Origin of the sequence: Lactobacillus sp. HBUAS51381 (assembly GCF_012641095.1) — a bacterium.
In the GTDB taxonomy this organism is placed as follows: Bacteria; Bacillota; Bacilli; order Lactobacillales; family Lactobacillaceae; genus Levilactobacillus.
Window position 1 is genome coordinate 71,187 of sequence record NZ_JAAVSC010000009.1, and the last position, 25,282, is coordinate 96,468.

Here is a 25,282-nt window from a genome sequence, read left to right on the forward strand (position 1 = left end):
GAAGCGGCCCCCTTTCATAGATCATGTCAAAAATTATTTCAGCTTATCGTGTGGGTACTGATGGACCCGTTCGAGATTAGGAAATTGCTGTTGCCGTAACACTTCATAGATGACAATCGCGGCCGAATTCGATAAGTTCAACGCCCGAATGTGTCGGTCATCTTGCGGGATTCGAATACATTTCTCGGCGTTCTTACGCATGAAGGGTTCGGGTAATCCCGTCGTTTCTTTGCCGAATAAGAAGTAATGGTCATTATCATTCAGACTGTAATCGGGTTCCGTATAGTCCTGATCGGCGAATTTAGACACTAAGTACAGTTGGGTAGGGTCCGGAATCGACGCTAAAAATTCTGGCAAGTTTTCGTGGTACCGGACATCCACCTTGTCCCAGTAGTCCAGACCCGCCCGCTTCAAATGGGCATCATCCACTGAAAAGCCCAGTGGTTTGATGAGGTCGAGGATCGTGTCCGTGCCGGCGCAGGTCCGGGCAATATTTCCCGTATTCGCTGGAAATAGGGGTTCAAATAGTGCGATATGGTTAGTCATGTTCTCTTCTCCGTTCTGTCTATCAAACATTCGTTCTGTCCCATTATTATAGCCATTCTGATTGGCTTTTGACAAGCCCACTTTCACGTCAAACCAGGGCAACACGGTTCTCTGCGATGTGGTTTTCACGTCACCCTGACGCCCCAGTGTTAGGCACCGTCTCCGCCTGAAGTGCAGAAAAAAAGCAGTTCCTCGGTGTGGGCACGGCGAGGAGCTGCTTTAGTGAAGTGCTACTTGTCAGCCGCTAACAGTTCTCACTGATATCGACCGCCAAACGATTTCTCATTGGTAAATATAACACCGCTTTGTCAGGTTCGCAAGCCCTATGCCTAAGATTCATTAACGTTTTACTCAATTCACTTGCGTCCTTAACAAGGTGACATCGACCGTAATATGGTCAAATGGATGGGCCCGGACCGCCGCTAATTGGGCGTCATCGGCCCCCCAATGCATGGGGGTCATCAGCATCAGATCGGCAAACAAGTCCGCTGGCACCGGAACCTGATAACGAATCCGCTGCGCCGTGGCATCGGGATAATGTTGCTTGAATAGCCCCAACACGTTGCCGTTGTCGTAGGTTGCGTGGGCGCTACCGGCTGGGAAGATGGCCTGCCGTAATTCAATCAGATAGTCCGCGTTGGGAATCACCTTCAGTAACTGGCCTCCTGGCGCCATCACCCGATTAAATTCCTTGTAGGCGGATGGCGAAAAGAGATCCAGGACCGTCGTGAACGCACCATCGCTAAAGGGCATCTGGGCCAAATCGGCCACGCAGAAGAATGCGGGACTGCCCAGTTGCGTCGCCAGATTGATTCCCGGCTTGGATAAGTCAAAGCCAATGGCCGTGTCCCGGTTGTCGCGGCGCTGGAGAACGTCCGCTAACGGGGTCCCCTCCCCACACCCAACGTCTAAGATTGTTTGGGGACTCGCCGGCATTTGGGCGGCAAACTCAGCGGTAATTCCGGCGAATAGGCCGGCCTGAAGCATGCGGCGGCGCGCGGCCAACATGTCGTTATCGTATTCGCTGGCTACCGCGCGCTGCATGAAGTACAGGGTGCCCTTCTTGGACAGATCCACGTTGTGCCCCTGCGGACAGACGAGGCTGTGACCCGCAACATGATCGTACGGGGCCAGGCAGACCGGACAGCGAAATAAGTTTACGTGTGCGGTCAGAAAGGCAGCCGCTTCATCAATTTTTTTCATCAGTTGGTTCTCCTTGTTCAGTCACGGGTGCGGGCGTCTCGTCGTAACCGCCCACAAATTGGCGGTACCAGCGAAAGCTCTCGGTAGCGATCACGCGAATCACGGCGTATCCGGGGATTCCCAGAACCACGCCGAGAACGCCAAAGGCTTTCCCGGAGATCAGTAAAATAAAAATAATCGTTAACGGGTGAATCTTTAATGAGCTTCCTAAAACCAGTGGCGAGATGAAGCGACCTTCCAGTGTCTGTTCGACAATGAAAACGATCAGTACCTTCACCAGCATCCACGGCGAGATAAAGGCCGCGACCACCACGGCCGGAACCATAGCCAAGAATGAACCCAGGTAAGGCACCAGATTCAAGACACCGGCCACGATGCCCAGTAGTAAGGCAAACCGCAAGCCAACAATCAAGAAACCAACGTAGAAGAGAATCGCCACGATAAAGGCCACGATTAACTGGCCCCGCACATAATTACTGACTTGACGATTCATTTCAACCAAGAGGTGCTTCGCCGATTCACGGTGCTTAACGGGTAAAATCTTGGCTAAATAATCCGGCAACTGGTGACCGTCACGCAATAAGTAGAAGAGAATGAACGGTGCTGTGATGACGCCTACCGCGATGGAAACCACCCGACCCACGATATTGCCGACGGAGCTGACCGTACTCTGCGCAAAGCCAGAAATTACCGAAGACGAGCTATCGGACAACTGCTGGTTAAACTGATCCAATTGGGCTTTGAGCCCACTCAGACGGTCGTCTTGAAGCCACATGGACACGGTGTTGGTCACATCGTGCCAATACTGGGGCCACTCGGCGATTAAGGTCATCAGTTGCCGCTGAACCATGGGGATCAGACTGCCAATTCCCCACACGATCAGGAGTGCCACGATGACGAACAGGCTCAGGATGGACCACGTTCGCCCCACGTGGCGTTTTTCCAATAAATCCACCAGCGGATTTAGTAAATAATAGCCGACACCGGCTAAAATAATCGGAAGTCCTACGATTTGCCAGACCAAAACGAGCGGTGTCGCAAGCCATGGGACTTTACTTAGGACTAGTAAAATGAGTAAAATAAGAAGGGTGATAGTTAGTAAAGCGACCAATCGATTATTGACCACCCAGTTCCAGAACCAGGAACGTGATTTGTGCGTATCTGCTTTCAATAGCTTCCCTCCCGTTGATAGCGTGCGTATATTGTACCATATCGTTAGCTTCATTGACGACTATCTAAGTTGAGAAAGGATTGACGATTTTGCTGTTAGTTGAACCGTTATTAGAAAATTATCCACAACTCCCCACCGCTATTGAGGCCGGCGCCAAGCGCGTTGCCCTCGCCGACAACCTCGCTGTCGGTGGCACGACCATTAGCAAGGGCGTCATGGGCGAAGCCGTCCGTTACGCCCACGAGCATCAGGTTACCTTAGACGTCGTGATTGCCCCCCGCGGTGGTCACAGCCCCTACAATGACGTCGAGATTAAGATGATGGAAGCCGATCTCTTAGAGGCCCAGCAGTTGGGGGTGGACGGCGCCATCTTCGGGGCCCTCACCCTACAACACCAGCTCGATCACGAAGCGTTAAGTCTGCTCATTGCTGCCGCTGGTGGCATGACATTAACCTTCAGTACCGCCTTCGACCAGATTCGTCCTCAGGATCGGGGCGTCGCGGTCGATTGGTTGGCCAACCAAGGCTTTGACCACGTCTTAAGTACCGGTCTCGCCAATGAAGATCGGCTGGAAGACTGGACAATGACCAAACGTCTGACTGATTCGGTTGGTCTGATGCTCGTTCCTGCTGGCGTTGCCGCACACGATGTTCAACAAGTGGCTAAGCAGCTGGGAACTCAGTTACTTTATGGTAAGAAAGTATTGGCACTCTAAATTTAAAGGGACCTCATCGGAGTATCTTCTCCGGTGAGGCCCCTTTTTTCATGAACGCCCATCAATCCTCGAGTTGCCGTATGCAACTATTTTCAGAATCGATTTTTCTAAAAATAGCTTCAGGGAGGCTACACTTTCCCATTCAAATTCAAGTCTTTATAAGTTAATGTCAGTTAACAAGTTCTCCCACTTTTTGGTAATCGCTACTTCTGAATAAGTCTTCGCTATTTGTAAGCTATTCAACTTGTAGTTGTGTTGCCGTTCCGGATCACTAAAGTATTCTCGTGCACGCTGATATAAAAGCTCAAGCTTATCTCGCTCAACTAAATTACCATTGACCCCATCCTTAACCATCTCATTTGGGCCATAATTAATGTCGTAACTAATCACAGGCACACCATAACTTAGAGCTTCCAAAACTGTCAGTGAAAATCCTTCTTCTTTACTTGTCACCATTTCTAAAGATGCCTGCGCATATTCCCTGGATAGATCAGAGACGAACCCGCGAAAGAAGACATGCCTTTCCAAGTTGTGCTTATCTACATAATCTCGAAGTTTTTGTTCCTCAACGCGACTTCCAAAGCCAAATAAATGTAATTCAACGTCGGGAAATTCAGTAACTAATCTTTCCACCACTTGAATCTGATGAAGAACTTGCTTTTCTTGAGAAAAACGGGCAACACCAATGATCCGATGTGCCTTCTTTTCAAAAAGATTAACCTTAGCCTTTCGTACGTAACCTACCGGAATAACAGCAATCGGTGGTAACTGGTCAAAACGAGCAAGTAAGTCTCTTTTTTGAAGTTCTGTAGAGACAATAAATCTGTTGAATTTTTCAGGTTGAGTTAAAGGTACACGGTAAGGACTTTTCAAAGGTGATTCCAGAACATTATCTTGATCGCGAGTATGTGTACTATGAAAAACAGCACATACCGTTACAGAACTAGCAGTATTGGCCATTGCCTGTCCGATATAGCCATTCTTATCGCAGAAGTAAATGTCTCCTGCCATAAAAAGACTATCGAAAAAGAAAGTTTGTAGTTCCATTTCTGTATCAAAAAACCAGTCACGCTTTCGAAAATCACGTAGGATTATCCGCTTTAGTACCGTTCGATCATTAACTTCCTGATACATCTTTTCTATTTTAATTTGACCCTGACGATTAAAAAACACTTCACTTTGCACCCGCTGCTGTTCTTTCAAAAACTTTGATTGACTGAGGAAGCCGCGAGAATCATAGATATCACGTTGCACCTTCTTATGATCACAGTCAAAGTAGTTGATATAAATAGGCCATTGATAATCTTGCCCAGTAAAGTGTGCATACATAATGAACCGTTCATGTTCGTCAAAAACCCGTACGTCAGGCGCAATATCTACAAACTCCACTCGAAAATGGCAAACATCCTGCCAAAAATGTATCCAATCGACTGATGCTTCACATTGATCTGTAGTGGTTTCTTGGAAATAATCATATAATGTAAAACATTTACCTTGAAGTCCAAATTTCTCCGCATTTTCATGAATTCTAGGATTGTACTTGGTATACAAACACTTTGCAGGCCATCCTTGAGCTGCAAATAAACCGATACGATTTACCTGTGCCTTTTCAATGCCAGTTAACTGACTATTAAAGTATGCCCCAACAAAATAATTCATTTCACAATCCTCCTTAAATTTCCCACGGATATTTACCGTCTTTATCTTTTCTTGTGTGTTTCATCATGTATTCAGTTTGCTTATCCATACGTTTACGTGTTTTTTTCTTATTATGCCAACGAACAATCAGCACGACAATTCCTAAAACAATGTAAATCGAAAGTCTAAGGAACATCTGAACTGATTTATAAGCAAAGAAGCTTGCAAGAATTATCATTACCAAACCCTCCTTAAAGTGTCTAATATTTGCCAACGGCGATCTCTATATTCTCCTACCAACGAGAACTACACCTGCTGAATCACTCACTTTTTAAAAATTTCATTTAATTCAATCAATCTTTGGATACAAACAGCCATATCACTCTGCAACTGATTATTGTCGAAAGAGGCGATAAAAATATTTCATTACTTTGTATGACCAAAGATGACATAGCTATGACGTAGTTTTGCAATCTACTTCTATGTATAAGAGTTCCCCCAGTCTGACCCGAAGGGAACCCATCTGAGCGTTAATGATCCACACCCATTTTAAAGATCTGTTCCAAACTCAACCTATTTTCTACATACCGTCCTCGTCTTCATCCTTTTTCCGACGTTTCCCGCCGAGGAACCACCATGATCCACCAGCCGCTGCCGCAAGCGCCGCCAAAATCGATCCCCAAAGGGTCAGATCATTGCCATCTTTTTGACTAGTCTGACTGCTATCTGCAGCGTCACCTGTCACGGTATCACCGTCACCAGCAGTTTTCGCGGTGGCTGTTTTATCCTTTTCATCTCTATCAGATGAACTATCCTCTGATACTGAATCATTAACCGGTGTCGTATTGGCCAAATCGGTGACAACGGGCTGCGCACTACCTATAGAACCATCCATGTTACTTAATGGCACTGCACTGCCTACGCGTCCAGTCGAATCAAGTTGACTAGTTGATCCTCCGCCTGAACCTGCATGAGATCCACTATTATTGGACTCACTGTCAGCTTCCGTACCACCAGTACCTCCGCTACCGGAACCCGAGTTGCCATTAGATCCTGCATCACTATTAGTATTGGAATCTGAGTCGTCTTCAGAACCACTTTCCGATTCGGATCCACTGTCGGGTTCCGAATCACTATCGGAATCCGAATCACCGTCTGACTCTGAGCCACTGTCAGAATCCGAGTCGCTGTCGGAATCTGAATCGCCGTCTGAGCCCGAATCGCTGTCCGAGTCGGAGTCGCTGTCGGAATCAGAATCACTATCAGAGTTGGAGTCACTATCGGAGTCCGAATCGCTGTCTGAGTCAGAATCACCGTCTGAGCCCGAATCGCTGTCGGAGTCCGAGTCACTATCCGAATCGGAGTCACTGTCTGAGTCAGAATCGCTATCTGAGTCCGAATCACTGTCGGAATCTGAGTCACTATCCGAATCAGAATCACCGTCTGAGCCCGAATCGCTGTCGGAGTCCGAGTCACTATCCGAATCGGAGTCACTGTCTGAGTCAGAATCGCTATCTGAATCCGAATCACTGTCGGAATCGGAGTCGCTATCAGAGTCGGAATCGCTATCAGAATCTGAGTCACTGTCAGAATCAGAGTCACTGTCTGAGCCTGAGTCACTATCCGAATCGGAGTCGCTATCAGAGTCGGAATCGCTATCAGAATCGGAATCACTGTCGGAGTCCGAGTCACTATCCGAGTCCGAATCGCTATCAGAATCTGAGTCACTATCCGAATCTGAATCACCTTCAGCCGCAATTGCGAGCTCTGCGTAGCTTAGAGCATCATTAGCAGCAGTGGCTGCTTTATCTTTTGCAGCCTTTGCGGCAGAAGCAGCCGATTGTGCTTGTGATGCATATTCCTTAGCAGCTGCATTATCTCCAGCAGCTTCAGCAGACTTGGCATTGCTGTAGTTGTCAGCGGCTGTTGAAGCTGCGGCAGAAGCATCGGAAGCTGCAGTAGAAGCCATCGTTGCAGCTGAGTTTGCCTGTTCCGCGTATGACGCCGCACTTGAGTTATTCAAAGCATATTGATCTGCAACGTTAGCATATGAGCTAGCAACGGATGCATAGTCCCCAGCAACCACCGCAGCATCAGCTGCTTCTGATGCTGCAGACTCAGCATCTCCAGAAGTTACACCATTAACGGTTAATAGGCCAGCACCTAAAGTTGTTGTAGAACCATCCGAGGTGATTTTTAAGAAGTAGTATCCCGCTTGAGTGGTCTTAACGTCTGACAAACTCAACGTAGCGTTCGTTGCACCATCAATTGCAGTCTGTGTACCATTTTCCGTGCTTGCATAATACCACTGATAAGTTGCCGAGTCAGAACCTGATCCAGAACCCGTTGCCGGTGACCATTCTAGGTCGCTACCGGCGTCAACGGCTTGATCATTTAACCCACTACCAACAGTCACCGTCTTACTTGCCGTGTAAACTGTTCCGTCTGAATTCGTAATAGTGGCTGTAATAACTGTTGTACCCTTTGCATCCTTTACCGTTGACAAGGTTCCAGAAGAGTCAATCGTTGCAACCGCAGTATTACTACTTGTCCAAGTCACATTTCCAGTTGCATTCGTTGGATTAGTTGTTGCCGTGTAGTTCGTGACATCGTTAGTAAAGACATAGTCATCCCCAACAATATCTAATCCAGTTGCCGGAATTTCGCTATCATAAACAACAACTTCAGCTAAATTACTATTCAAGGTTGTAATAAGTCCAAACGAGGACTCCAACTGGAATATTAATGATCCTGTAAAGTCATCGTTCAGTTCAACAGTCAGAGTAGAAGACATCGTGGTCGTGGTAATGAACCCACCAGATTTATCATTACTATTCGCTGACTTTAAATAGTTGTTCGACACAGCTTTTTTCACTGTCATCCACGAACCGTTAACTTGAACATACCAAGCTCCAGATGATAAGAAATTTCCCAACCCTGAAACCTTAGAAGTTGCCGTCAACGTGATAGTGCTCCCGGAAACTGTCGTAGTTAACGCAGCTGGCTGCTGGCTATAACCGGAACTGGTCGTAATCCCCCAAATTGATGTGGCATTGCCTGAAGGTTTACTTTGATAAGTTCCCAAGTCATTCGAATAATTTACAGCGTTGCTTGCTGCAAGCGTTGACTCAGCCGCAGCTGAAGAAGCTGCTGTTGCATAGGAAGACGCGTCCATCATTGAGACATCTGCTGACGAGGCATACTGGCTAGCCTCTATAAAGTTCCCTGCACTGACCGCTGCGGAAGCTAAAGCCATGTAGCTTGTAGCGGCCGTTGCAGCTTCGTCACCGTATGCAGCAGCTAATAATGCTGACTGGGCATAATAAGCTGTATCTGCAACATAAGATGACCCTAGACTAGTATTAGTCTTCATGGCTGAAGCTAATGAATTGGCCACAGATGACGCTGTACTGGCTTCTAAAGCAGCTGCTGAGGTGATTGAACTAGCCGAAGATGCCAGTACGATCGTATTATCCTGTTGTGCTTCGACAATAATCTTGGTAGCCGAACTTGCTGCACTTGACGCTGCTGCTAATGCATCCTTGGCATAGGCTAAGTTGGTAACCGCCTGATCGTACATCATTTGCGCAGTATCGGCATCACCTTCTGCTGCAGCTGCGGCCGCAGTTGAAGCGGCACTTGACGCAACTGCCGCTTGTGCTTGCGCTTCCGCAGCCGCAGAAACTGCACTTTCATAATATTCAGTTGCCCCAGAGTTAAAATCTACTGCCGAAGAATAAGCATTTGTGGCATCATTAGCGTGTGAGCCAGCCACTGCAGCTAGGCTAGCTGCTTCACTGGCTGTACTTGCAGCTAAAGTTGCATAGCTCGAAGCTAAATAGTCCGTAGCTTTGGCTTTTTCAAGTGCCGTATTGACATTATCCAGTGCCTCACTGGCGGCCGTACTAGCAAGGACATTGTACGAGCTTGCAGTTGAGGCGGCTGAAGCGGCTTCCAACGCATATGAGCTTGCAGCTGAATAATCCTTATTCATTTCATATACGGCAGCATTGCTATATGCCGTGCTAGCCGCAAGAGCAGCACTTGTTGCGTTGGAAGCATTTTCCATAGCCGTAGATGCTTGGCTCTTAGCTGTATTAACGTAGGACTCTGCCGCTGGAACATCGTCCAGATTGCTGGCAACCTCGTAAGCATTTGAAATGGCGCTACTTGCTGCCGATGCTGCAGCATTCGCAGCATCAGCGAATCCAGCTGCTAAACTGGCAGAACTAGATGATTGATCGGTATAATTCCCATTTGCATCCGTAACGATAACCGTCAGAACATTTGAAGCGGCTGTAAATGCTGTCGTCCCAATTTGTAATGGGTAAGATTTTTTTCCAGACACAACCGCCTGAAAGTAGTAGGTTCCGGCAGTATTCAACGTCATCGAATTCGTCGTTGTTGTATTCTTCCCAGTCGTTTGCATGAATTGCGACCAATTTTTGCCGTCAGTCGAATAATACCAAGTATAGGTCTGCGTACCCGTTAAACTATATAAATAGATACCACTAGTTAAGTTAGAAATCGTGGTCGTCACGGTCAAGTTATCGCCAACAGACATCGTATTCTTATCGGTGGTTGTCACCAACGTTCCACCGTCCGCGGCAGACTGTTGGCCTGAAACATCCGTATCAAACTCTTTAGCAAATGTTGCAGCCGTTTCCGCCTCTTCTGCAGCCTGTAAGGCAATAACGGCAGCACTTGATGCCACTTTAGCGTATGACGTGGCATCTTGTGCATTTGACGCACTCAGCGCATTACTTGCAGCTGTAGCGGCCTCAGCAGCAGCTGAAGCCGCTGTCGCAGCAGCACTTGATGCGGTGCTAGCATAGACGACTGATTGATCGCCTTGATATTGTGCCGCATCACTTGCAGCAGAATTAGCTATCGTTGCGGAAGATGCCGCCGTAGTGGCCGAGACAGCAGCCGTACTGGCAATATGATCTACTGCCAATGAGGTAGCTTCCGTGGCATTATTTGCTGCCTTACTGGCATTATCCGTTGCCGTGGCTAAATCAATAGCAGCGTCGCTAGCCAAGCTATTCGCAGTTGATAGGGCGCCCATGGCTACCACATATTCTGTATCATCAGTTGCTGTGGCGGCAGCAGCAGCGGCACTATTGGCAATAGTCAGAGCTTGCGAAGCTTTGACTGCAGCCTCACTCAAGGTTTCTGCAGCACTGGAGGCTGCAATCGCTGCGCTATTAGCCGCTGAATAAGCAGCTAAAGTTTCTGCATTATTTTTATCATATTGTGTTGCTGTGTACGCACTATTAGCAGCAACAGCAGCGGCTGAAGCCAAATCCGATGCCGTACTTGCCGCAGAGTAAACATTTACGTTGGCGCTGCTGACCAAATTGACGATTTGCTGTGTTGCCGCGTTACGTGCCGCAGTTGCCGCTGAAACAGCGACTGAAGCATAGGAGCTCAACTCTCCCGAATAAGAACTAGCCATAGACAATGCATTCACATATGCTATTGTGTTTGCCCCTACGTCACCAGCGGCATTTCCAGAAGAAATATCAATCGATGCCTGAGAATACATTGCTGCCAAGCTATTGTAGTGTTCAACAAAGTCATAAGATTCTTGAGCTTGCTGATAAGCGCTCTGTGCCGCACTAGTTGCAGCGGTCACATCCGTAGCGTTCAAACTCTCTACAACTTCTGCATAGCTACTGGCCGCACTCGCAGCCGAAGAAGCCGTTGCCAGATCAACTGCTGCGGCAGAATTTTCCGATGCCGTGCTATCATTGGTCGTTGAAGTTGAGACATTAACACTTTCAGCCGCTGGCGTGACCACAGATTTCTTAGTTGTTGCGACAGTGGCAACTGTCTTGCTAACCTCAGTAGTTAAGGTCACATCAACGTTAGCTGAAGTTGCCAGGCTGGCTGCTACTGAAGATGAATTGCTGGCAGCACTGGAAGCACTGGTTGCTTCAGCTACTGTTGCCGATGATGTCGCTGTAGACGTTACCGTGGCAGAACTAGTCGTAGAGTCACTTGTCGATGACTTTTCACTATCTGCACTTGATGAAGCTGATTCTGAATTATTATTGGCAGCAACAGTTGCCTCTGCGGCGGTAGAATCGGCTACTGAAGAACCACTAGTAGAATCCACTGAGCTCTCTGAACTGTCGTTCGATGAACTATCGCTTGATGAACTAAGCTTTACTTCATTTGCTGCCGAGCTTGCCACACTTGCTGCCGATGAAACCGTTGCTACATCACCGTTGGTTTCGCTCTGACTCGTCTTATCTGCACTTGCAGTTAGCGAGCCAGCACCTAAAAGCGAAAATGACGCCAAAGCAGCGAAAACCCAAGTCTTCCCTACCTTGTACATCTTATACCGCAATTTAGGGTCGCCGTTAAAAGCTTTATTCCGCATGAACTTCACTTTTAATCGTCCTCCTTAAGTTATCTGCAAAACTTTCAATTGCAGGTACGCCTCCCAAAAATCATCGTACTTGCAACTTTATCTGTTACATATAGGTATTCGAATCTATTATTTTTGAAAAAGAATCGTATATACAAAAGCATGTTGCCTATAAACGACTTCTTGATGGTGCTATTTTATCACAAAATTTATTATATGACCGTTTTAAAGAAATATTTATTATTGGTCTATCTGTGAAAACGAAAAAAAAGAGAAAAACGTTCATCAGATAACATAAAATCTTAATATTCATAATTTGATTGACCATAGCTAATTAATGTGGTTAAAAAGCTTATTATCTGATACAATCAGTCTATAAACGCCTTGATACCAGCAATAATCCCGGATATGTAAAATAGAATTAAAAACAAGAAAATTGTATGCGATTACAATCATAAACATATAATTTCAAGTTAGTTGTTTTTTTTAACTTCGATTATTATATTTTGATTAGAAAAAGTTGTCTACCGTATAAACTTGAGCTGTCTTTTGGAGGCCATATTCAACTCAATATCGCAAGAATTATCTCTCAAAATCTTCAAACATTTTCTTTTTTTCATTAGCATTTTGTCACAGATTGATAGTTATGTAACCGTTCGTGATTCCTGAATTTAATTTTTTGCCTTTCTACTGTTCTTCACATCTATCATTTTTGCTCTAGTCCTAGTCATACCACGTTTTAACACCCCATTTTCTAACTACCGTTAGTCTTCAGACTTCATTTAATGATTTCTATTTTTTTTTGTAATAGACATCATTTCTATAAACTTATCTAACAAACCCTATTAATCACCACCAATTATCAATCAGTCCATTTCAACAGCTGTAACAAGAAATAAATGCAGCTTGTTATTCAAACCAAATATCTGAATTCATTATTTCTGATCTTTTATAGAGATTTATTATCAATTGCTACTAAATAGTTCATAGTTTGTAGTAGAATATAAAGAAAAGGGGGATTCGTACCATGCCTACCACAATCAATGGGGTTACTTTTTTTCAAAATAAATTAACAGCAACACGTTCGCATCGCAATCGACTGTTAACTTTTAATCAAGACTTTGCTGACTTACTAACTCAACATCACATTTACACAACCGCTCGAAAACGAGCAACACATCGAATTTCACTTAATTCTTTAGTTCGCGTACCATTAAAATTACAGATCGAACCCTACAGCATGTTTCTTGTTGGTCAACAGCTCTTTTCAATGGGTGCTTTTAGTTCATCGAACAGCGTCCTTCCGGTTAATTCAATTGTCGGCAGATACTCCTCCATCGCAACAAAAGTGAGTCGCATGCAAGGTAGCCATCCCACTGATCGCTTCACAACATCCATGTTGACATATGACACGCGAGTTAGCGCTTTTAACGATTACCTTACTGAAACCGGCAAGTCCTTTGATCATGTGCCAAACCCCATTCCAAATGGTGGTCCGATTATCATCGGTAACGACGTATGGATTGGCCAAGACGTTCGTTTTGCCCCCACTGGCATTACAGTTGGCGATGGTGCAGTTGTTGCCGGCGGTGCATTAGTCACTAAAAATGTCCCACCCTATGCCATCGTTGGCGGCGTTCCTGCTCGTGTTATTAAATATCGTTTCCCCCGTGACATTATTGAAAAGCTTCTGAAACTTAAATGGTGGCAATATGGTTTTGCTGACTTTCATGGCATTTCTCCGGATGCCGAGATTGAGGACTTTATTTATCAGCTTAGCGATTTGATTGCTGCTGACAAATTGCACCCGTTTGCACCAGAATCCGTCACATTTGAGAATTTTGCAAAAACCAACAATCTTCAGCAGCCTGAGACGGTCAGTCCTGACACCGAAGATCACGATATTTGACTGAATAGCGAGGTTTTATCTCCCACAAAATATGAGTATCCCAGAAAAGAAGGTCACCTACCCGACTGAGTCGATAGGTGACCTTCTTTTCTGGTTAATAAATATTCTTCTTATAGTTAACGTTCAGACTGTGTAGTCATTACATGTCCCGCATGATAAACAACCTTGATTTGTCGGTTGCTTAGAACATAGCTTGCCAATCTTTGGGGACGTTGCCAGCTGATCCCCGCAAGCGCAAGCGCTGCCGCATCCATCCGTGTACTTTTAATCCCCTTCTGATTGGCTGGTAATACATTGGGCCCGGTCTCCCAAACACCCATCACCTCGGGCGTAATATATCCTGATGCGGCCGCATTTCCGCCGACTTTACCACCACCCAAGTTAGGAATACCTAATGCGTGACCAATTTCTCGAATTAGAACGGCCTCCCGATTATCCAAATCTTCCGTTTTTGTGAATCCTTTGGAGATCCAGTTAGCTGGAAAAAATTCTATTCCCGTACCGTCATAGTGCTGACCACCAATGTACTTTGCCTGCGTCTTACCATCATGAATAACTTCGTCACTGACTCGTGCCGTCTTGACAACTTGTACAACCCGCCGACCAGCGACTTGATTCCAAAAATTGGCTGCATCAGTAACCATTGGTGTCGTCATCAATTTCGACTCGTTATACAATTGGAGAACGCCATCGCTTCCCATAAAATTACTAATATTCTTGCCAGCTTGATGGTAGGTGTACCGTGTAGCCACTGCATCTAAGCCCGTGTTTCCCGTATACCTGGTTCCATGTGTGAGCGTTGTCAGCTGTTTGAGCGTTTTCTTTGTATATATCTTCTGATTAACTTGTCCCTCAGAAGTACTGTAGGGCTTTGTATGTTGATAATATCGCGAATTTCCAAACATCAGGATATGCATCCGCGTCATTCCAACAGATACTCCCGCAATCACCAATGCTAAGATTGCAAAGAACCCTAACCTTTTAATTAGTTTCACCACATTCTCCCCCTATGAAATTGTTGATTTCAGTATACCGTTGTTATAAGTCACCGTTGCCTGAGGATCCGTCAATACCCAGTTGGCGAGCTTTCGGGGATGTTGCCAGCTCAGGCCGGCCAATGCAAGCGCCGCACCATCGACAACCGTACTGTGCACACCATACTCATTTTGACGTGGTGATTTTGCAAAGCCCACCGACCATGGGCCCATAAACTCTGTCGTGGCCAGCTTATCATTTATGGCATTATTTCCAAACGGTCCCCCACCCAAATGAGGAATTCCTAGCACATGTCCAATCTCATGAATTAAAACAGCCTCTTGCCAGTTATTCTGATTTTCTGGTGATAGATGGGAAATGTGCCAGTTATCTGGATAAAATACAATTCCACGACCGTTATACGTTTGTCCCCCTAATACACGTCGCGGTGTTTGACCATCACAAATCACCTCATCACTCAGATAATGTTTCTCAACAACTTCCACAATCAGTTCACCCGCTAATAAATTCCAATATTTTGCAGCAGCCTTAACCATTGCTGTCGTCATAAATGTTGACGCATTATAAAGATGTAAAATACCATCTCGACCAACGACACTGGGTAAATTTTTTTTAGCCATTCGATAAACATGCTTACTTGCAACCTCATCCAGACTCGTATTACCACTATATTGATCACCGTGCGTAATGCTTGTCAAAGTTTCAATCTCTGACTGACTGTACAGCCCCAACTGGATTGTTCCCTGAGCATAGGCTTTTGTTCGCTGATAGTAGCTGTGATTAGGCCCTGCAATAATTCTGCGCATAATCTTAAAAATAAGGTATCCCAGCAAAATCACGCCTAAGATTACAGCCATCCATATTTCCCCAGACTGACGCATAGCCCCCTCCTCTATCGAAAAACCGCCAAGCATAAATTGTCTTTGGCGGTTTCGATTCATCATTAACCTGCGTTATTCAGCAACTTTAACTGAGGTCAAACTCTCAAAATAATCCAGCAACTTCTGCCACTGATCAAACACCGCATCTTCAGAGTAACGTTTAGCATTCTCATAGGCTGCTTCGCTGTAGTCCTGTAACAGTTGTTGATCGCCCAACAACTTAATCAAGGCATCGGCCAATTGTTGCGGCTGACCATTTTCGGTTAAAATTCCCGTTTGACCGTCCTGAATAATATCACTTGGACCGTATTTAACATCGTTTGCGACCATTGGGACCCCGTGTGATTGGGCCTCCAATAAGGTTAGTGAGAAGCCCTCGGCACGACTTGGTAATACGCCGACTTGGGCCCGATCGTAGACCGTACCAATGTCATGCGTATAGCCCTTGAAACTCACCACATCTGTCAAACCAGCGTCGACGACCTGTTGCTTGAACTTTTTCTCAATATCGCCATTCGCATAGCCCCACAGTTCCAGACGGGCATCCGGAAACTTCTGATGGACCTGTGCAAAGGCTTCGATCGAATGATTTTGCTGTTTTTCTGGTGCCAACCGCGCCACGTGAACAATGAGATTCTTTTGTCGTTGCTCAAAACTCTGATGCTTAGCCGCAATTTTCTCGTCGGTCACATAGCCAACTGGAATCGTAAAGGCCGGAATCGCTGAGCCAAAACGATCAGCCACATCTTGCGACTGTTCTGGCGTCGCCGAAATGACGGCATCCCACTTTCCCCAGTTGTTTAGCGCATTCGTATAGTTATTATTAAGCGGAGAATGCAACATATCACTCGGATCGCTGACGTGATCGTTGTGCAGATGGAGCACCTTAAACGCCGGCGTCTCCATATGGAACAGGCCCCAATCGCATTCAACCGTCCGATCACAGATAAAGACATTCCCCGTTGTCTGACGATTCAACTCATCGTAAAAGAAGCGGGTCAACGCATTCATCCCAGTAAAGACCCAGTTGCTTTGCTTATAGTTGAAGACGCGCCAGGACAAACAATCCTTCCCAGCTCGATTCAGGTAATGGTTTTTCTCGATGTGGGCTTGCCCATCCGGTCCAAAGTACTGCTCCTGGGTAATCTTGCCTTCCCAATCAAAGAACTGTTCCAGACTCTTGAACCCCCGAACATCCCACCAGACCATCTTAACCGTACGGCCATTGACATCGAAATACTGAACGTTACTGATCTCGTCGCTATTCTTACGGAAATAAAGAATCATAATCATCTTGCCCTGCGCAAAGACCTGTAGCTGATTATCCTTACGCGTGGTCGTCGTATTAGCGGGCAACGAGAAGTCGCTGAGCGTGAACGGTTGCCCCACCACGTCGCCACTATCACAGAAAAATTCGAACAAGTTGACAAAATTGGCACGTGAAATGCCGGCCTGCTTCAAAATGTTGGTCAATTCCATTGAGAAAACCCGCGTGACGATTTTTGCCGGGACTTGGTGCTTATTAAATAGCCGTAATCGATTAATCTCAGCCTGTTCAATCCCAGATTTTGAATATTGCATATTATCATTTAAGAAATAATACATTCTGCCACCATCCCTCTCTAAACCGTTACGTTCGCCTTAAGCTCTTTTTGCCACCGATTCCAAACCTTCCGCCGGGTCCATTGCGTATGGGCAATGTCGTATGCCGCATCGCTAAAGGCTGCCAACTGCGCATCATCGGTCAACAAGCCCACAATCTTTTCGGCCATTGCCAGTGTTTGACCTGAATCAATCAAGTAGCCATCTTTGCCATCTGTAATCAACTCTGTGGGTCCATAATTGAACTTATAGCTCACGACCGGAATTCCGTGAATCAAGGCTTCCATCATGGCTAATGGACTACCATCCGCCACCGAGGTATTAATGAGTACCTGATAGTGATCATAGGCAGCTTGTAAGTCCGGAACATAATCCTTAAAGACCACGCTTCCCGCCAATTTCAGGCTGTCAACCAATTGCTTCATTTCAGTCACGTACTTGGGATCACCATAGCCATAGAGCGTGAAGGTCGCATCCGGAACCCGATCCTTCACCAAAGCAAACAAGCGTAACTGCTGATCGATTTGCTTATCTTGACCAATTCGACCCACGTAAAGTAGGCTGTGCGGCTGACGTTGGTTAGGGGCGATTCTTTCCGTACGTTCCTTACTCAAAGGGATCGTCGTTACCGCTGGCATCGCAAAAATTCGGGCCTTAGGAAACCGTGTGGCCAAATGATCCGCCTGCTGCTGCGTTGCCGTAATAAACCCATCGAAGTGACTAAAATGCTCAAAGGCCGGTTCCAAGAAACCATCGAGATTCGCGTGAATGGGATCATTGGGGTTGACGGCATGGTTGATCGGAATATAGATATACTTGTGAGACGCCTCATTCAGGGCCAACAACGGCTTAACGCCGGTTCCCGGACGATCAACAATGAAAGTCGTCTGATCGGTATCACGATTACTCAGTTCATTAAGGAAGAACGTGAAGAGGTCGTCCGTATTCTGGAAGAACCGGTCACCCTCACCCCGATAATCCTTCAAAATAATTCGGGACAGCAGTGGCTTACCCGCGGTATCTTGCGCATAATATTCTTCCAAGGCCGTTCGCCCGGTCGGCGTGTAGTACCGTTGCGAGATTAGCTGGCCATTCTGACCGAAATATTGGGTCGCGGACTTAAAGCCCCGCCAATCCCAAAGATCAGTACCGATCCGGTTGCCTTGCGGGTCAAAGAACTCCTGATAGAAGACGCGCCCGATGGTTCCCGGGATAAACCCAACATTTTCAACCAATCGATCGCCATCGGCCACGCCACTAAAGTTAGCCCCCACGGTAATTTCGTATTCAATTGGAATGTTCAGATCCTCCGTCGTCACCTTAACGGCTGGCAGGTCCGTTGCCTCTTGGAAATAATCAAACATATTAACCACTTGACCATCCGTCACGCCAAAATCCGTGATGGTGCGATGCAGCAGTCGGTCATAGATCTTCGTAACAATCTTAGCCGGTGTCTTGTAGTGGTTGAATAGCTTCACCCGGTTCATGGCCGTATGCTCAACACTCGAATTCTTCTGTAGAATGTATTCGTTAATAAAATAGTACACAGCACAGCACTCCCATTCCTCTTGTTTAGACACCATGACTCTCTGTGTCAGTGATCACCGGAGCTAACAGCAATCATGTCATCACATTTTATAATTATACCTAATTTCTTTTATAATTAAAACTACTTGCTCCTCAAAAGAAAAAATCATTTAATCGGATTATTTAGACTTTGAACCAAATTTTCCCACTTCTGCCTAGTTTTCGTCGGCGAATAGGCCTGGACCAAGCGTTGCGCATTTCCCATGAATGTTCGCTGCAAATTCAGGTCTGACAGGTATTCTCGCATCTTTTGATAGAGCTGTTCCTGATCGTTCACGGGTACCAGGAACCCATTTTCACCGTCATGAATCATTTCATTCGGCCCGTAGCGAATATCGTAGCCGATGACCGGAACGCCATAGCTGAGCTCCTCCACCGTCGACAGTGAAAAGCCTTCCTCCACACTCGTCATCAGCGCCAACGAGGCTTGTTGATACTCCTGTGTCAGGTCCTTTTGGAAGCCGCGGAGAAACACATGATCCTTCAGGTGATGCTCATCAATATACTGCTGCAATTCTTTTTGAATCTTCTGTCCATATCCCAGCATGTGTAACTGAATTTTAGGGAATTCGGGCAACAATCGTGCGATCGCCTTAACCTGATGTAGTAACTGCTTCTCCGGCGAATAGCGAGCGACACTAATAATGCGATACGGGTCGCGCCGCATCACATCTACCGGATGCGGCGTGGCAAAGCCCACAGGAATTGCAGAGATTGGCGGGAGATTTTGATAACGGGCCAAGAGATCATCGCGTTGTTGTTCCGTAGACACCACAATCCCGTTAAACCGTTCGGGATGCGCCAGAATATAGTCATAAATCCCGTGTTTGAGTTCCCCCGTCACGATGTCCTGTCCCACGCGGACGTGCGTACTGTGAAATACGGGACAAATCTTGATGTCGGGTCGCGTCTTGACCAGTGATGGCGCCATCTGCCCGTTGCGGTCGGTAAAGAAGATATCCGTTGGTCGCGCGAGCTCATCAAAGAAGAACGTGCGCAGTTCGGCCTCATCGTTAAAGAAGTAATCGCGTTGCTGATAGTCTTTCAACGTGATTTCACGCAGAACCGTTTTCCCGTTGACCTGTTCAAATTGCTTAATCAGCTTAACTTGTCGGTCTGGATTGTAGTAGAGCTCGGTCCCGGTAACCCCCTTCTCGGCTAACAGACTTGTTCGACTGAGAAAGCCGCGGCTATCGTACACCTCACGCCGAATCTTATGGTGGTACTGATCAAAGTAGTTAATATAATCCACCCGGGTATCGTCCTTATCTAAGAAATGGGCATACATCAAAAATAGCCCATTCTCGTTGTCTACCCGGACATCCTGGGTATTCTCAACGTCGCGTAGGTGATAGTGACAGGTCTTCTCCCAGTAATGACGCCAATCAAAGTGCCGAACATCAGCGTACCGTTGACTCTCCTGAAAATAGTCGTACATCGAATAGCCGACGCCCTGAAAGCCAAATTTTTTTAAATGCTCATGTAACCGCGAACCATAGGACAAATACAACAAGGTTGCTGGCATCCCCGCCGTTTGAAACAACTGCATGCGATTAAACTGGGCCTTTTCAATCCCGGTAACCGCCGACCCCAAACTCGTATCGACAAAGTAATTCACGACATCCTCACCTCTTTGTGCAAGCCTGCTCTTTCAATCCCGACCTCAAACTAAGGCGGATTGATGAAAGCACTTGCATTTTTCTATACTTTTAATTTAAGCTAAATCGGATTGGCAAGCAACTAATCCACCTTCAAAAATAGCATCCCCGATTCCCGGTTAAGTGGGCTTACAAACCACAGGCTGAAAGTTCGCAAATCCGGCCGCATTCCCAGCTAACAAGGGTTGTGGCCATTGGGCGAATCATCGATGACCACCCGCCAAGACTCACTTAAAAAGCGCATAAAAAAATCTCTGGTTGATGGACGACATCAAACCAGAGACTTAGTTAGCATTATTATTGTCGGTGAAAAACGAATCCTCAAAGCGTGTAGCCAACCACGCTACGACAGAACTTCCCGGACGATCACATTCGCCATATCCGCCGGTAATGGCGCATAGCAGGTGACCCACCGTTGATCGAACGGCTGGTAAAAGGACAACCGCGCGCAATGTAACGCCTGCCGGTGAATCCACGGATTGGTCTGCGTCCCGTAGAGCCAGTCCCCTAACAAGGGATGGCCGATAGATGCACAGTGGACGCGAATCTGATGAGTCCGCCCCGTATGTAACTTGACGGCTAACAGGCTGGCCGTTCGTGACTGAGCCACTACCCGCAGTGAGGTCTTAGCTGGTCGGCCATCCGGGCGCACCATCCGTTTGATAAAGGACCCTGGCGCCCGCCCGATCGGGGCCGTGACCGTTTGCTGCCGCGGCGTAACCCTTCCCGTGGCGACGGCAATATAGCGTTTATCCAACTGCCCCATCTTGAGTTGCTTGTCCAGAATCGAATGCGCGAAGTGGTGCTTGGCAAAGAGTACGGCGCCACTGGTCTCCCGATCCAAACGCGTCACGATGTGAGTCACCGTGCTCGGGGCCTGAATCGTGATGAGATGTCCCTTGACCCGGTTGGCCAACGTATCATCCGGATAGAGATGCGAGGGTACCGAGGCCATGCCGGCCGTCTTATTCACCACCAAGAAGTGGGCATCCTCGTACAGGATGTCTAGCGGTGCGTATGAGACCGCGACGTTGGCATTTACTGGTTCGGGGGGCAACTGCAAGCCCACCGTTTGACCAGGCTGCGCCATGGCAATGACGCGGACCTCCACCCCATCAAGGGTGACGACCCCGCCGTGAAATTTCACTTGTTTCAAGAACGTCCGGGTTACCCCGTGATCCATCAACACCGTCCGCACGTGCATGGGCGCCGTGCCCGTAACCTGCCAGGAAAAGTCGGTCATCCGTTCTGCCTCCTGATGAAGGAAGATTCCACCCGTTGCCAAAAATGGGTGTGCCGATACTCGGCAAACGAAATGCGTTGTTGGGCAATCTGGTAATTGATGGCTTTAATCGGCCGGCCTTCAATACTGAGTTGATCGCACATCAAGACGTTGTTCGCCGAACTGGCCGGTTCCACGCGAATCCATTCGTCCGCCGGAATAATCAGTGGCGATCCCAGCGTTCGGAAGACCAGATTGTTGATCGAGGCAATCTCCGCCATTTGAATCGCATCGAATTGCGGGCTCAGCACCGCCCCCCCAACGGCCTTATTATAGGCCGTTGATCCGGTTGGCGTGGAGATACACAGGCCATCCCCCCGAAAACTTTCGAAGAATTCGCCCTTGATGTAGACGTCGGCCACCATCGTTCCCGACACCTTCTTGATGGTCGATTCGTTTAGCGCCAAAGCCCGATCCGAATGGGTTCCATCGGCGTAGTCCACCTTAATCGTCAACAGCGGATAACTCACACTCTGTCCGTTATCTTGGACCAGACTATCAATTAACTCTTGAACCTCATAATCCCGCCAATCCGTGTAAAATCCCAGATGGCCGGTATGAATCCCCACAAAACGGACCCGGTCCAACCGATCGTTGTAGTGGTGAAAGGCTGATAACAGCGTGCCATCGCCGCCGACCGTAATGACAATGTCGGGGTCCAGACTGTCGAGGATAATCCCGGCTGCCGTTAATCCTTTTTTTAAGGCCGTCGCAACCTTCACTGAGGCTTGGCCGTTGTTGCCATAAATGGAAACCTTCATTGCGTCAATCTTCCTTACTTTGAGGAGCGTTTGGCGCATCCCCACTCGCCCCGTTTTGCGGCGTGTAGTGTTGCGCTTCCTGAATCTCTTCTCGAATTTCGGACATTTCCGTGTCCAACTTGAAGGCGGCCTCCGCCGCGCGCTGAAGTCGTGCACTCAGTTCCGTCGGGAAGTCTCCTTGATACTTATAATTCAACGAATGCTCAATCGTTGCCCAGAAGTTCATGGCCAATGTTCGCACCTGAATTTCTGCTAAAATTTTCTTTTCACCCGTGACCAACTGTACCGGATACTCAATCACAATGTGGTATGAGCGGTAGCCACTAGGCTTTTCATTATGAATATAATCCCGTTCCTCGAGAATCGTGAGGTCCGTGCGTTGCCGGAGGAGATCGACAACTTGATAAATATCCTCAACAAATTGGCACATGATTCGTAGTCCCGCAATGTCTTGCATATCCTGTTCCAAACGCTCCTCGGCCACGTGCCGCCGGGTCATCTTTTCGACGATACTCGGTACCGGTTTGACCCGACCCGTGACAAATTCAATGGGCGGTCGCTGATTGCGATTCTCAAATTGTTTTCGAATGCCACGGAGCTTGACTTTCAGCTCACTGACGGCTTGTTGATAGGGCAATAAAAATTGATCCCAGTTTGCTATCATGACGACTATCCCCCAACCTTAATTACACAGCTTACCTTTGAATTTTACCATACCTCAGGCGGAAGCGAGACTAATTACCTCCTATCTGACCGCGAAATTTGAAAGTTGGGGTAAGTTTGCTTTTCACGAGGCGTTTAGCTTTACCTGGCCGCAAAAATGTTGCATGATTAGGTTGCGTTTTAAACGAACGGGGCTACCAACAAACAAACGTTTGGATTGCTATTTTTTGAATTTTTGCTAAAGTAGTGCTATTGTTACTTTTTGTTTGGTGACCCTTGCTGATTACCAACAGGATAGATATTAGGAGGAAGCAATGTGTTAGAAGTCTATTTGTTCGTCAACCCTCTGGGTGCGCGTTGTATGCGCTCAGAACAGAATATTATGCGGTTGGCTGACCATTTAAATAGCAAGGTGTCGTTTCAATTCGTCCCGCTGCTAAATCAACAAATTATTGAACAGGCTCTGCCAGAGCGGCACAGTTTGGCGCAACGTAATGCTTACTTCAACGTTTATTATCAGGCAATTCTCGCCTACAAGGCGGCGCTCTTTCAGGGTAAGCGTAAGGGACGGAAATTCCTACTCGACATGCAGACGGCTGTCGTCAACAACCATCAGCAGTTCTCTCAAGAACTGGCGGTTGAGGTGGCCAAGGACTGCCAGTTAGACCTCGACATGTTTACCGAAGACTGCGATTCTGATTTGGCGAAACAAGCCTTTCAGACGGATCAGAAAATGGCCGCAGAGATGAAGATCCAACAATCCTCATCGGCGGTTATCTTCAATTGCGATGTTTCTCAATGTGGGTTACTGCTCAACGATGTCACCTATGATTCCCTGTGTGACGTTTGTGAAAGTCAGGGCGTTGCGACGCGAGAAATGTTAATGGGTGAACCTAATTATGCGCAAAACAACCAACCCAATTCAACAGCTACCGGGACCTTAGCTCCCCATTTGCGGGTATTATAAATCGTTTTACATCCGGATCTGAGCAGATATGCTCGGGTCTTTTTTTGCGGTCGCAAAATTTATGGTTCCCCTAAAAATCCGGCCATAAATCCCCCCAATGCTACACGAATATGGTATGATTGACCCAACTATTTTTAGCCCAAAGGGGAACGTTTATGACAACTGCTATCGTTACAGATACCGCTGCTTACCTCACTGCCGATCAGATCGCCCAATACCCCATTACGGTGCTCCCGATCACGGTCATTCTCGGGGGGCAGCAATATCCCGAATCCGACCTAAGCTTGCAAACCTTCTACGATTACCTAAAAACCGATCAGGAATTGCCCACCACGGCCCAAGTCTCCCTGGGACAGATCGAGGAAGCCTACGATCGTCTGGCCAGTCAAGGCGTGGACGAAATCATCTCTATTCACCTATCCAGTGGGATTACCTCGTTCATGAGCAACCTGCGTATGTTCTGCGAAACGTATACCAAGGCCAAAATTTATCCCGTTGACTCACTGGTGGCCAGCGCTGGCGAAGCGAACCTCTGCCAATTAGCGGGCAAGCTCATCATGGCCGGACAGACTGCCGCCGAAATCGTACCACAATTACTAGCCCTCCGCGATACGCAACACGTTTACTTCGCGGTCGACAACCTCAGTCACCTTGCACGAACCGGTCGATTGACTAATCGCTCAGCCATGATCGGAAATCTCCTGAACATCAAGCCGCTCCTGACCTTCAATGCGGCGGGCCAAATCATTGCCATCGACAAGGAGCGAACGATGCGGCGGGCTTTTGGTTTCATCACGGCACACCTCAAGGCCGACCTCCAACAAGTCGACTACCCGGTGCACGCCACCGTCATTGACGCCAATAACGAAGAGACGGCCCTTCGCTGGCAACAAGCTCTTCAGTCCCAATTTTCAGCGCTACGGGTATCTCGTAGTGCATTGGGTCCCGCCATTAGCGTCCACACCGGCGAGAAAACCATGGGCGTGTTCTGGCAACGCGATTGGCAATCCGTACCAGACTAATTAAAAAGAGTTGAAAGTTCATGAACACGCTCCAGTCCCCAGCTGGTAAGGCTTATCGCCATTAAATTAGTCATCAACGACCACCTGCGGCTACGATAGTTGAAATCTACTAAATGTGGGATAACAATCGCTGGATTGGCAACGTTCTGCCAGTTTATTGGATACATCTCATGTAGCCGTGAGTGAGTCAAATTTGGTCTCAGCTGTGGGATTTACCAAGCGATTTTTCTTGGTAAATGGCGTCTTTGAGACGCGGGCTGACGGCTCAAAGCGAGGGAAAAGACAGCACTTTGGCTTTTCCCGA

18 protein-coding genes are annotated in these 25,282 nt (G+C 47.3%); 4 read left to right on the forward strand and 14 right to left on the reverse strand.

What is annotated here, in order from left to right; genetic code table 11:
* Positions 1 to 33: 33 nt before the first annotated feature.
* The 3 genes from HEQ50_RS04950 to HEQ50_RS04960 form a co-directional block, all read right to left on the reverse strand.
* Positions 34 to 546, reverse strand: coding sequence for a tRNA (cytidine(34)-2'-O)-methyltransferase (locus tag HEQ50_RS04950; RefSeq protein ID WP_168899417.1), 513 nt, complete (start codon positions 544 to 546; stop codon positions 34 to 36).
* A gap of 351 nt (positions 547 to 897) precedes the next feature.
* Positions 898 to 1,749 carry a methyltransferase domain-containing protein gene (locus HEQ50_RS04955; protein WP_168899418.1) on the reverse strand — a complete coding sequence of 284 codons (852 nt, stop codon included), beginning with the start codon at positions 1,747 to 1,749 and terminating at the stop codon, positions 898 to 900.
* Positions 1,736 to 2,920 (reverse strand): AI-2E family transporter, encoded by a 1,185-nt coding sequence (locus HEQ50_RS04960; protein WP_232842678.1) that lies wholly within the window; start codon positions 2,918 to 2,920, stop codon positions 1,736 to 1,738. Before HEQ50_RS04960 ends, HEQ50_RS04955 begins: the two co-directional genes overlap by 14 nt.
* Before the next feature lie 89 nt (positions 2,921 to 3,009).
* On the opposite strand from HEQ50_RS04960, the gene HEQ50_RS04965 reads away from it, so the two are divergent.
* A complete protein-coding gene (locus HEQ50_RS04965; RefSeq protein WP_168899420.1) occupies positions 3,010 to 3,636 on the forward strand; it encodes a copper homeostasis protein CutC in 627 nt (208 codons plus the stop codon).
* 156 nt (positions 3,637 to 3,792) lie between these two features.
* Here the strand turns inward: HEQ50_RS04965 and HEQ50_RS04970 are convergent, their stop codons facing one another.
* The 3 genes from HEQ50_RS04970 to HEQ50_RS04980 form a co-directional block, all read right to left on the reverse strand.
* Complete coding sequence (locus HEQ50_RS04970) at positions 3,793 to 5,295, reverse strand: glycosyltransferase (protein WP_168899421.1); 1,503 nt, start codon at positions 5,293 to 5,295, stop codon at positions 3,793 to 3,795.
* Between the two features lie 13 nt (positions 5,296 to 5,308).
* Entirely contained in the window at positions 5,309 to 5,512 is a 204-nt protein-coding gene (locus tag HEQ50_RS04975; protein WP_168899422.1) for a hypothetical protein, read from the reverse strand.
* Between the two features lie 342 nt (positions 5,513 to 5,854).
* On the reverse strand, positions 5,855 to 11,662 hold the full coding sequence (locus tag HEQ50_RS04980) for a KxYKxGKxW signal peptide domain-containing protein (protein WP_211089211.1): 5,808 nt from the start codon (positions 11,660 to 11,662) through the stop codon (positions 5,855 to 5,857).
* A 1,015-nt stretch (positions 11,663 to 12,677) separates the two neighbouring features.
* On the opposite strand from HEQ50_RS04980, the gene HEQ50_RS12950 reads away from it, so the two are divergent.
* Positions 12,678 to 13,559: a CatB-related O-acetyltransferase gene (locus HEQ50_RS12950; protein WP_211089204.1), complete on the forward strand. Its 882-nt coding sequence runs from the start codon at positions 12,678 to 12,680 to the stop codon at positions 13,557 to 13,559.
* A gap of 116 nt (positions 13,560 to 13,675) precedes the next feature.
* On the opposite strand, the gene HEQ50_RS04990 is transcribed toward HEQ50_RS12950, so the two are convergent.
* The 8 genes from HEQ50_RS04990 to HEQ50_RS05025 all read right to left on the reverse strand — a co-directional run bounded on the left by HEQ50_RS04990 (position 13,676) and on the right by HEQ50_RS05025 (position 22,990).
* Positions 13,676 to 14,554 carry a hypothetical protein gene (locus tag HEQ50_RS04990; RefSeq protein WP_334427169.1) on the reverse strand — a complete coding sequence of 293 codons (879 nt, stop codon included), beginning with the start codon at positions 14,552 to 14,554 and terminating at the stop codon, positions 13,676 to 13,678.
* A 12-nt stretch (positions 14,555 to 14,566) separates the two neighbouring features.
* A complete protein-coding gene (locus HEQ50_RS04995) occupies positions 14,567 to 15,412 on the reverse strand; it encodes a hypothetical protein (RefSeq protein ID WP_232842680.1) in 846 nt (281 codons plus the stop codon).
* A 96-nt stretch (positions 15,413 to 15,508) separates the two neighbouring features.
* Complete coding sequence (locus HEQ50_RS05000; protein WP_168899425.1) at positions 15,509 to 17,041, reverse strand: glycosyltransferase; 1,533 nt, start codon at positions 17,039 to 17,041, stop codon at positions 15,509 to 15,511.
* 17 nt (positions 17,042 to 17,058) lie between these two features.
* Positions 17,059 to 18,585, reverse strand: a complete 1,527-nt coding sequence (locus HEQ50_RS05005; RefSeq protein ID WP_168899426.1) for a glycosyltransferase — start codon at positions 18,583 to 18,585, stop codon at positions 17,059 to 17,061.
* Between the two features lie 146 nt (positions 18,586 to 18,731).
* Complete coding sequence (locus tag HEQ50_RS05010) at positions 18,732 to 20,243, reverse strand: glycosyltransferase (protein ID WP_168899427.1); 1,512 nt, start codon at positions 20,241 to 20,243, stop codon at positions 18,732 to 18,734.
* Positions 20,244 to 20,626: 383 nt separating this feature from the next.
* Entirely contained in the window at positions 20,627 to 21,526 is a 900-nt protein-coding gene (locus HEQ50_RS05015) for an RluA family pseudouridine synthase (RefSeq protein WP_168899428.1), read from the reverse strand.
* Positions 21,523 to 22,326, reverse strand: a complete 804-nt coding sequence (locus HEQ50_RS05020) for an NAD kinase (RefSeq protein WP_168899429.1) — start codon at positions 22,324 to 22,326, stop codon at positions 21,523 to 21,525. The genes HEQ50_RS05015 and HEQ50_RS05020 overlap by 4 nt, the downstream gene beginning before the upstream one ends.
* Positions 22,327 to 22,330: 4 nt before the next feature.
* Positions 22,331 to 22,990 carry a GTP pyrophosphokinase family protein gene (locus HEQ50_RS05025; protein WP_168899430.1) on the reverse strand — a complete coding sequence of 220 codons (660 nt, stop codon included), beginning with the start codon at positions 22,988 to 22,990 and terminating at the stop codon, positions 22,331 to 22,333.
* Between the two features lie 315 nt (positions 22,991 to 23,305).
* On the opposite strand from HEQ50_RS05025, the gene HEQ50_RS05030 reads away from it, so the two are divergent.
* Together HEQ50_RS05030 and HEQ50_RS05035 are read left to right on the forward strand one after the other, a co-directional pair.
* On the forward strand, positions 23,306 to 23,956 hold the full coding sequence (locus HEQ50_RS05030; protein ID WP_168899431.1) for a DsbA family protein: 651 nt from the start codon (positions 23,306 to 23,308) through the stop codon (positions 23,954 to 23,956).
* 155 nt (positions 23,957 to 24,111) lie between these two features.
* The gene (locus HEQ50_RS05035) at positions 24,112 to 24,978 is read left to right on the forward strand and encodes a DegV family protein (RefSeq protein WP_168899432.1); all 867 of its coding nucleotides are present in this window, start codon (positions 24,112 to 24,114) and stop codon (positions 24,976 to 24,978) included.
* Positions 24,979 to 25,282 lie beyond the last annotated feature (304 nt).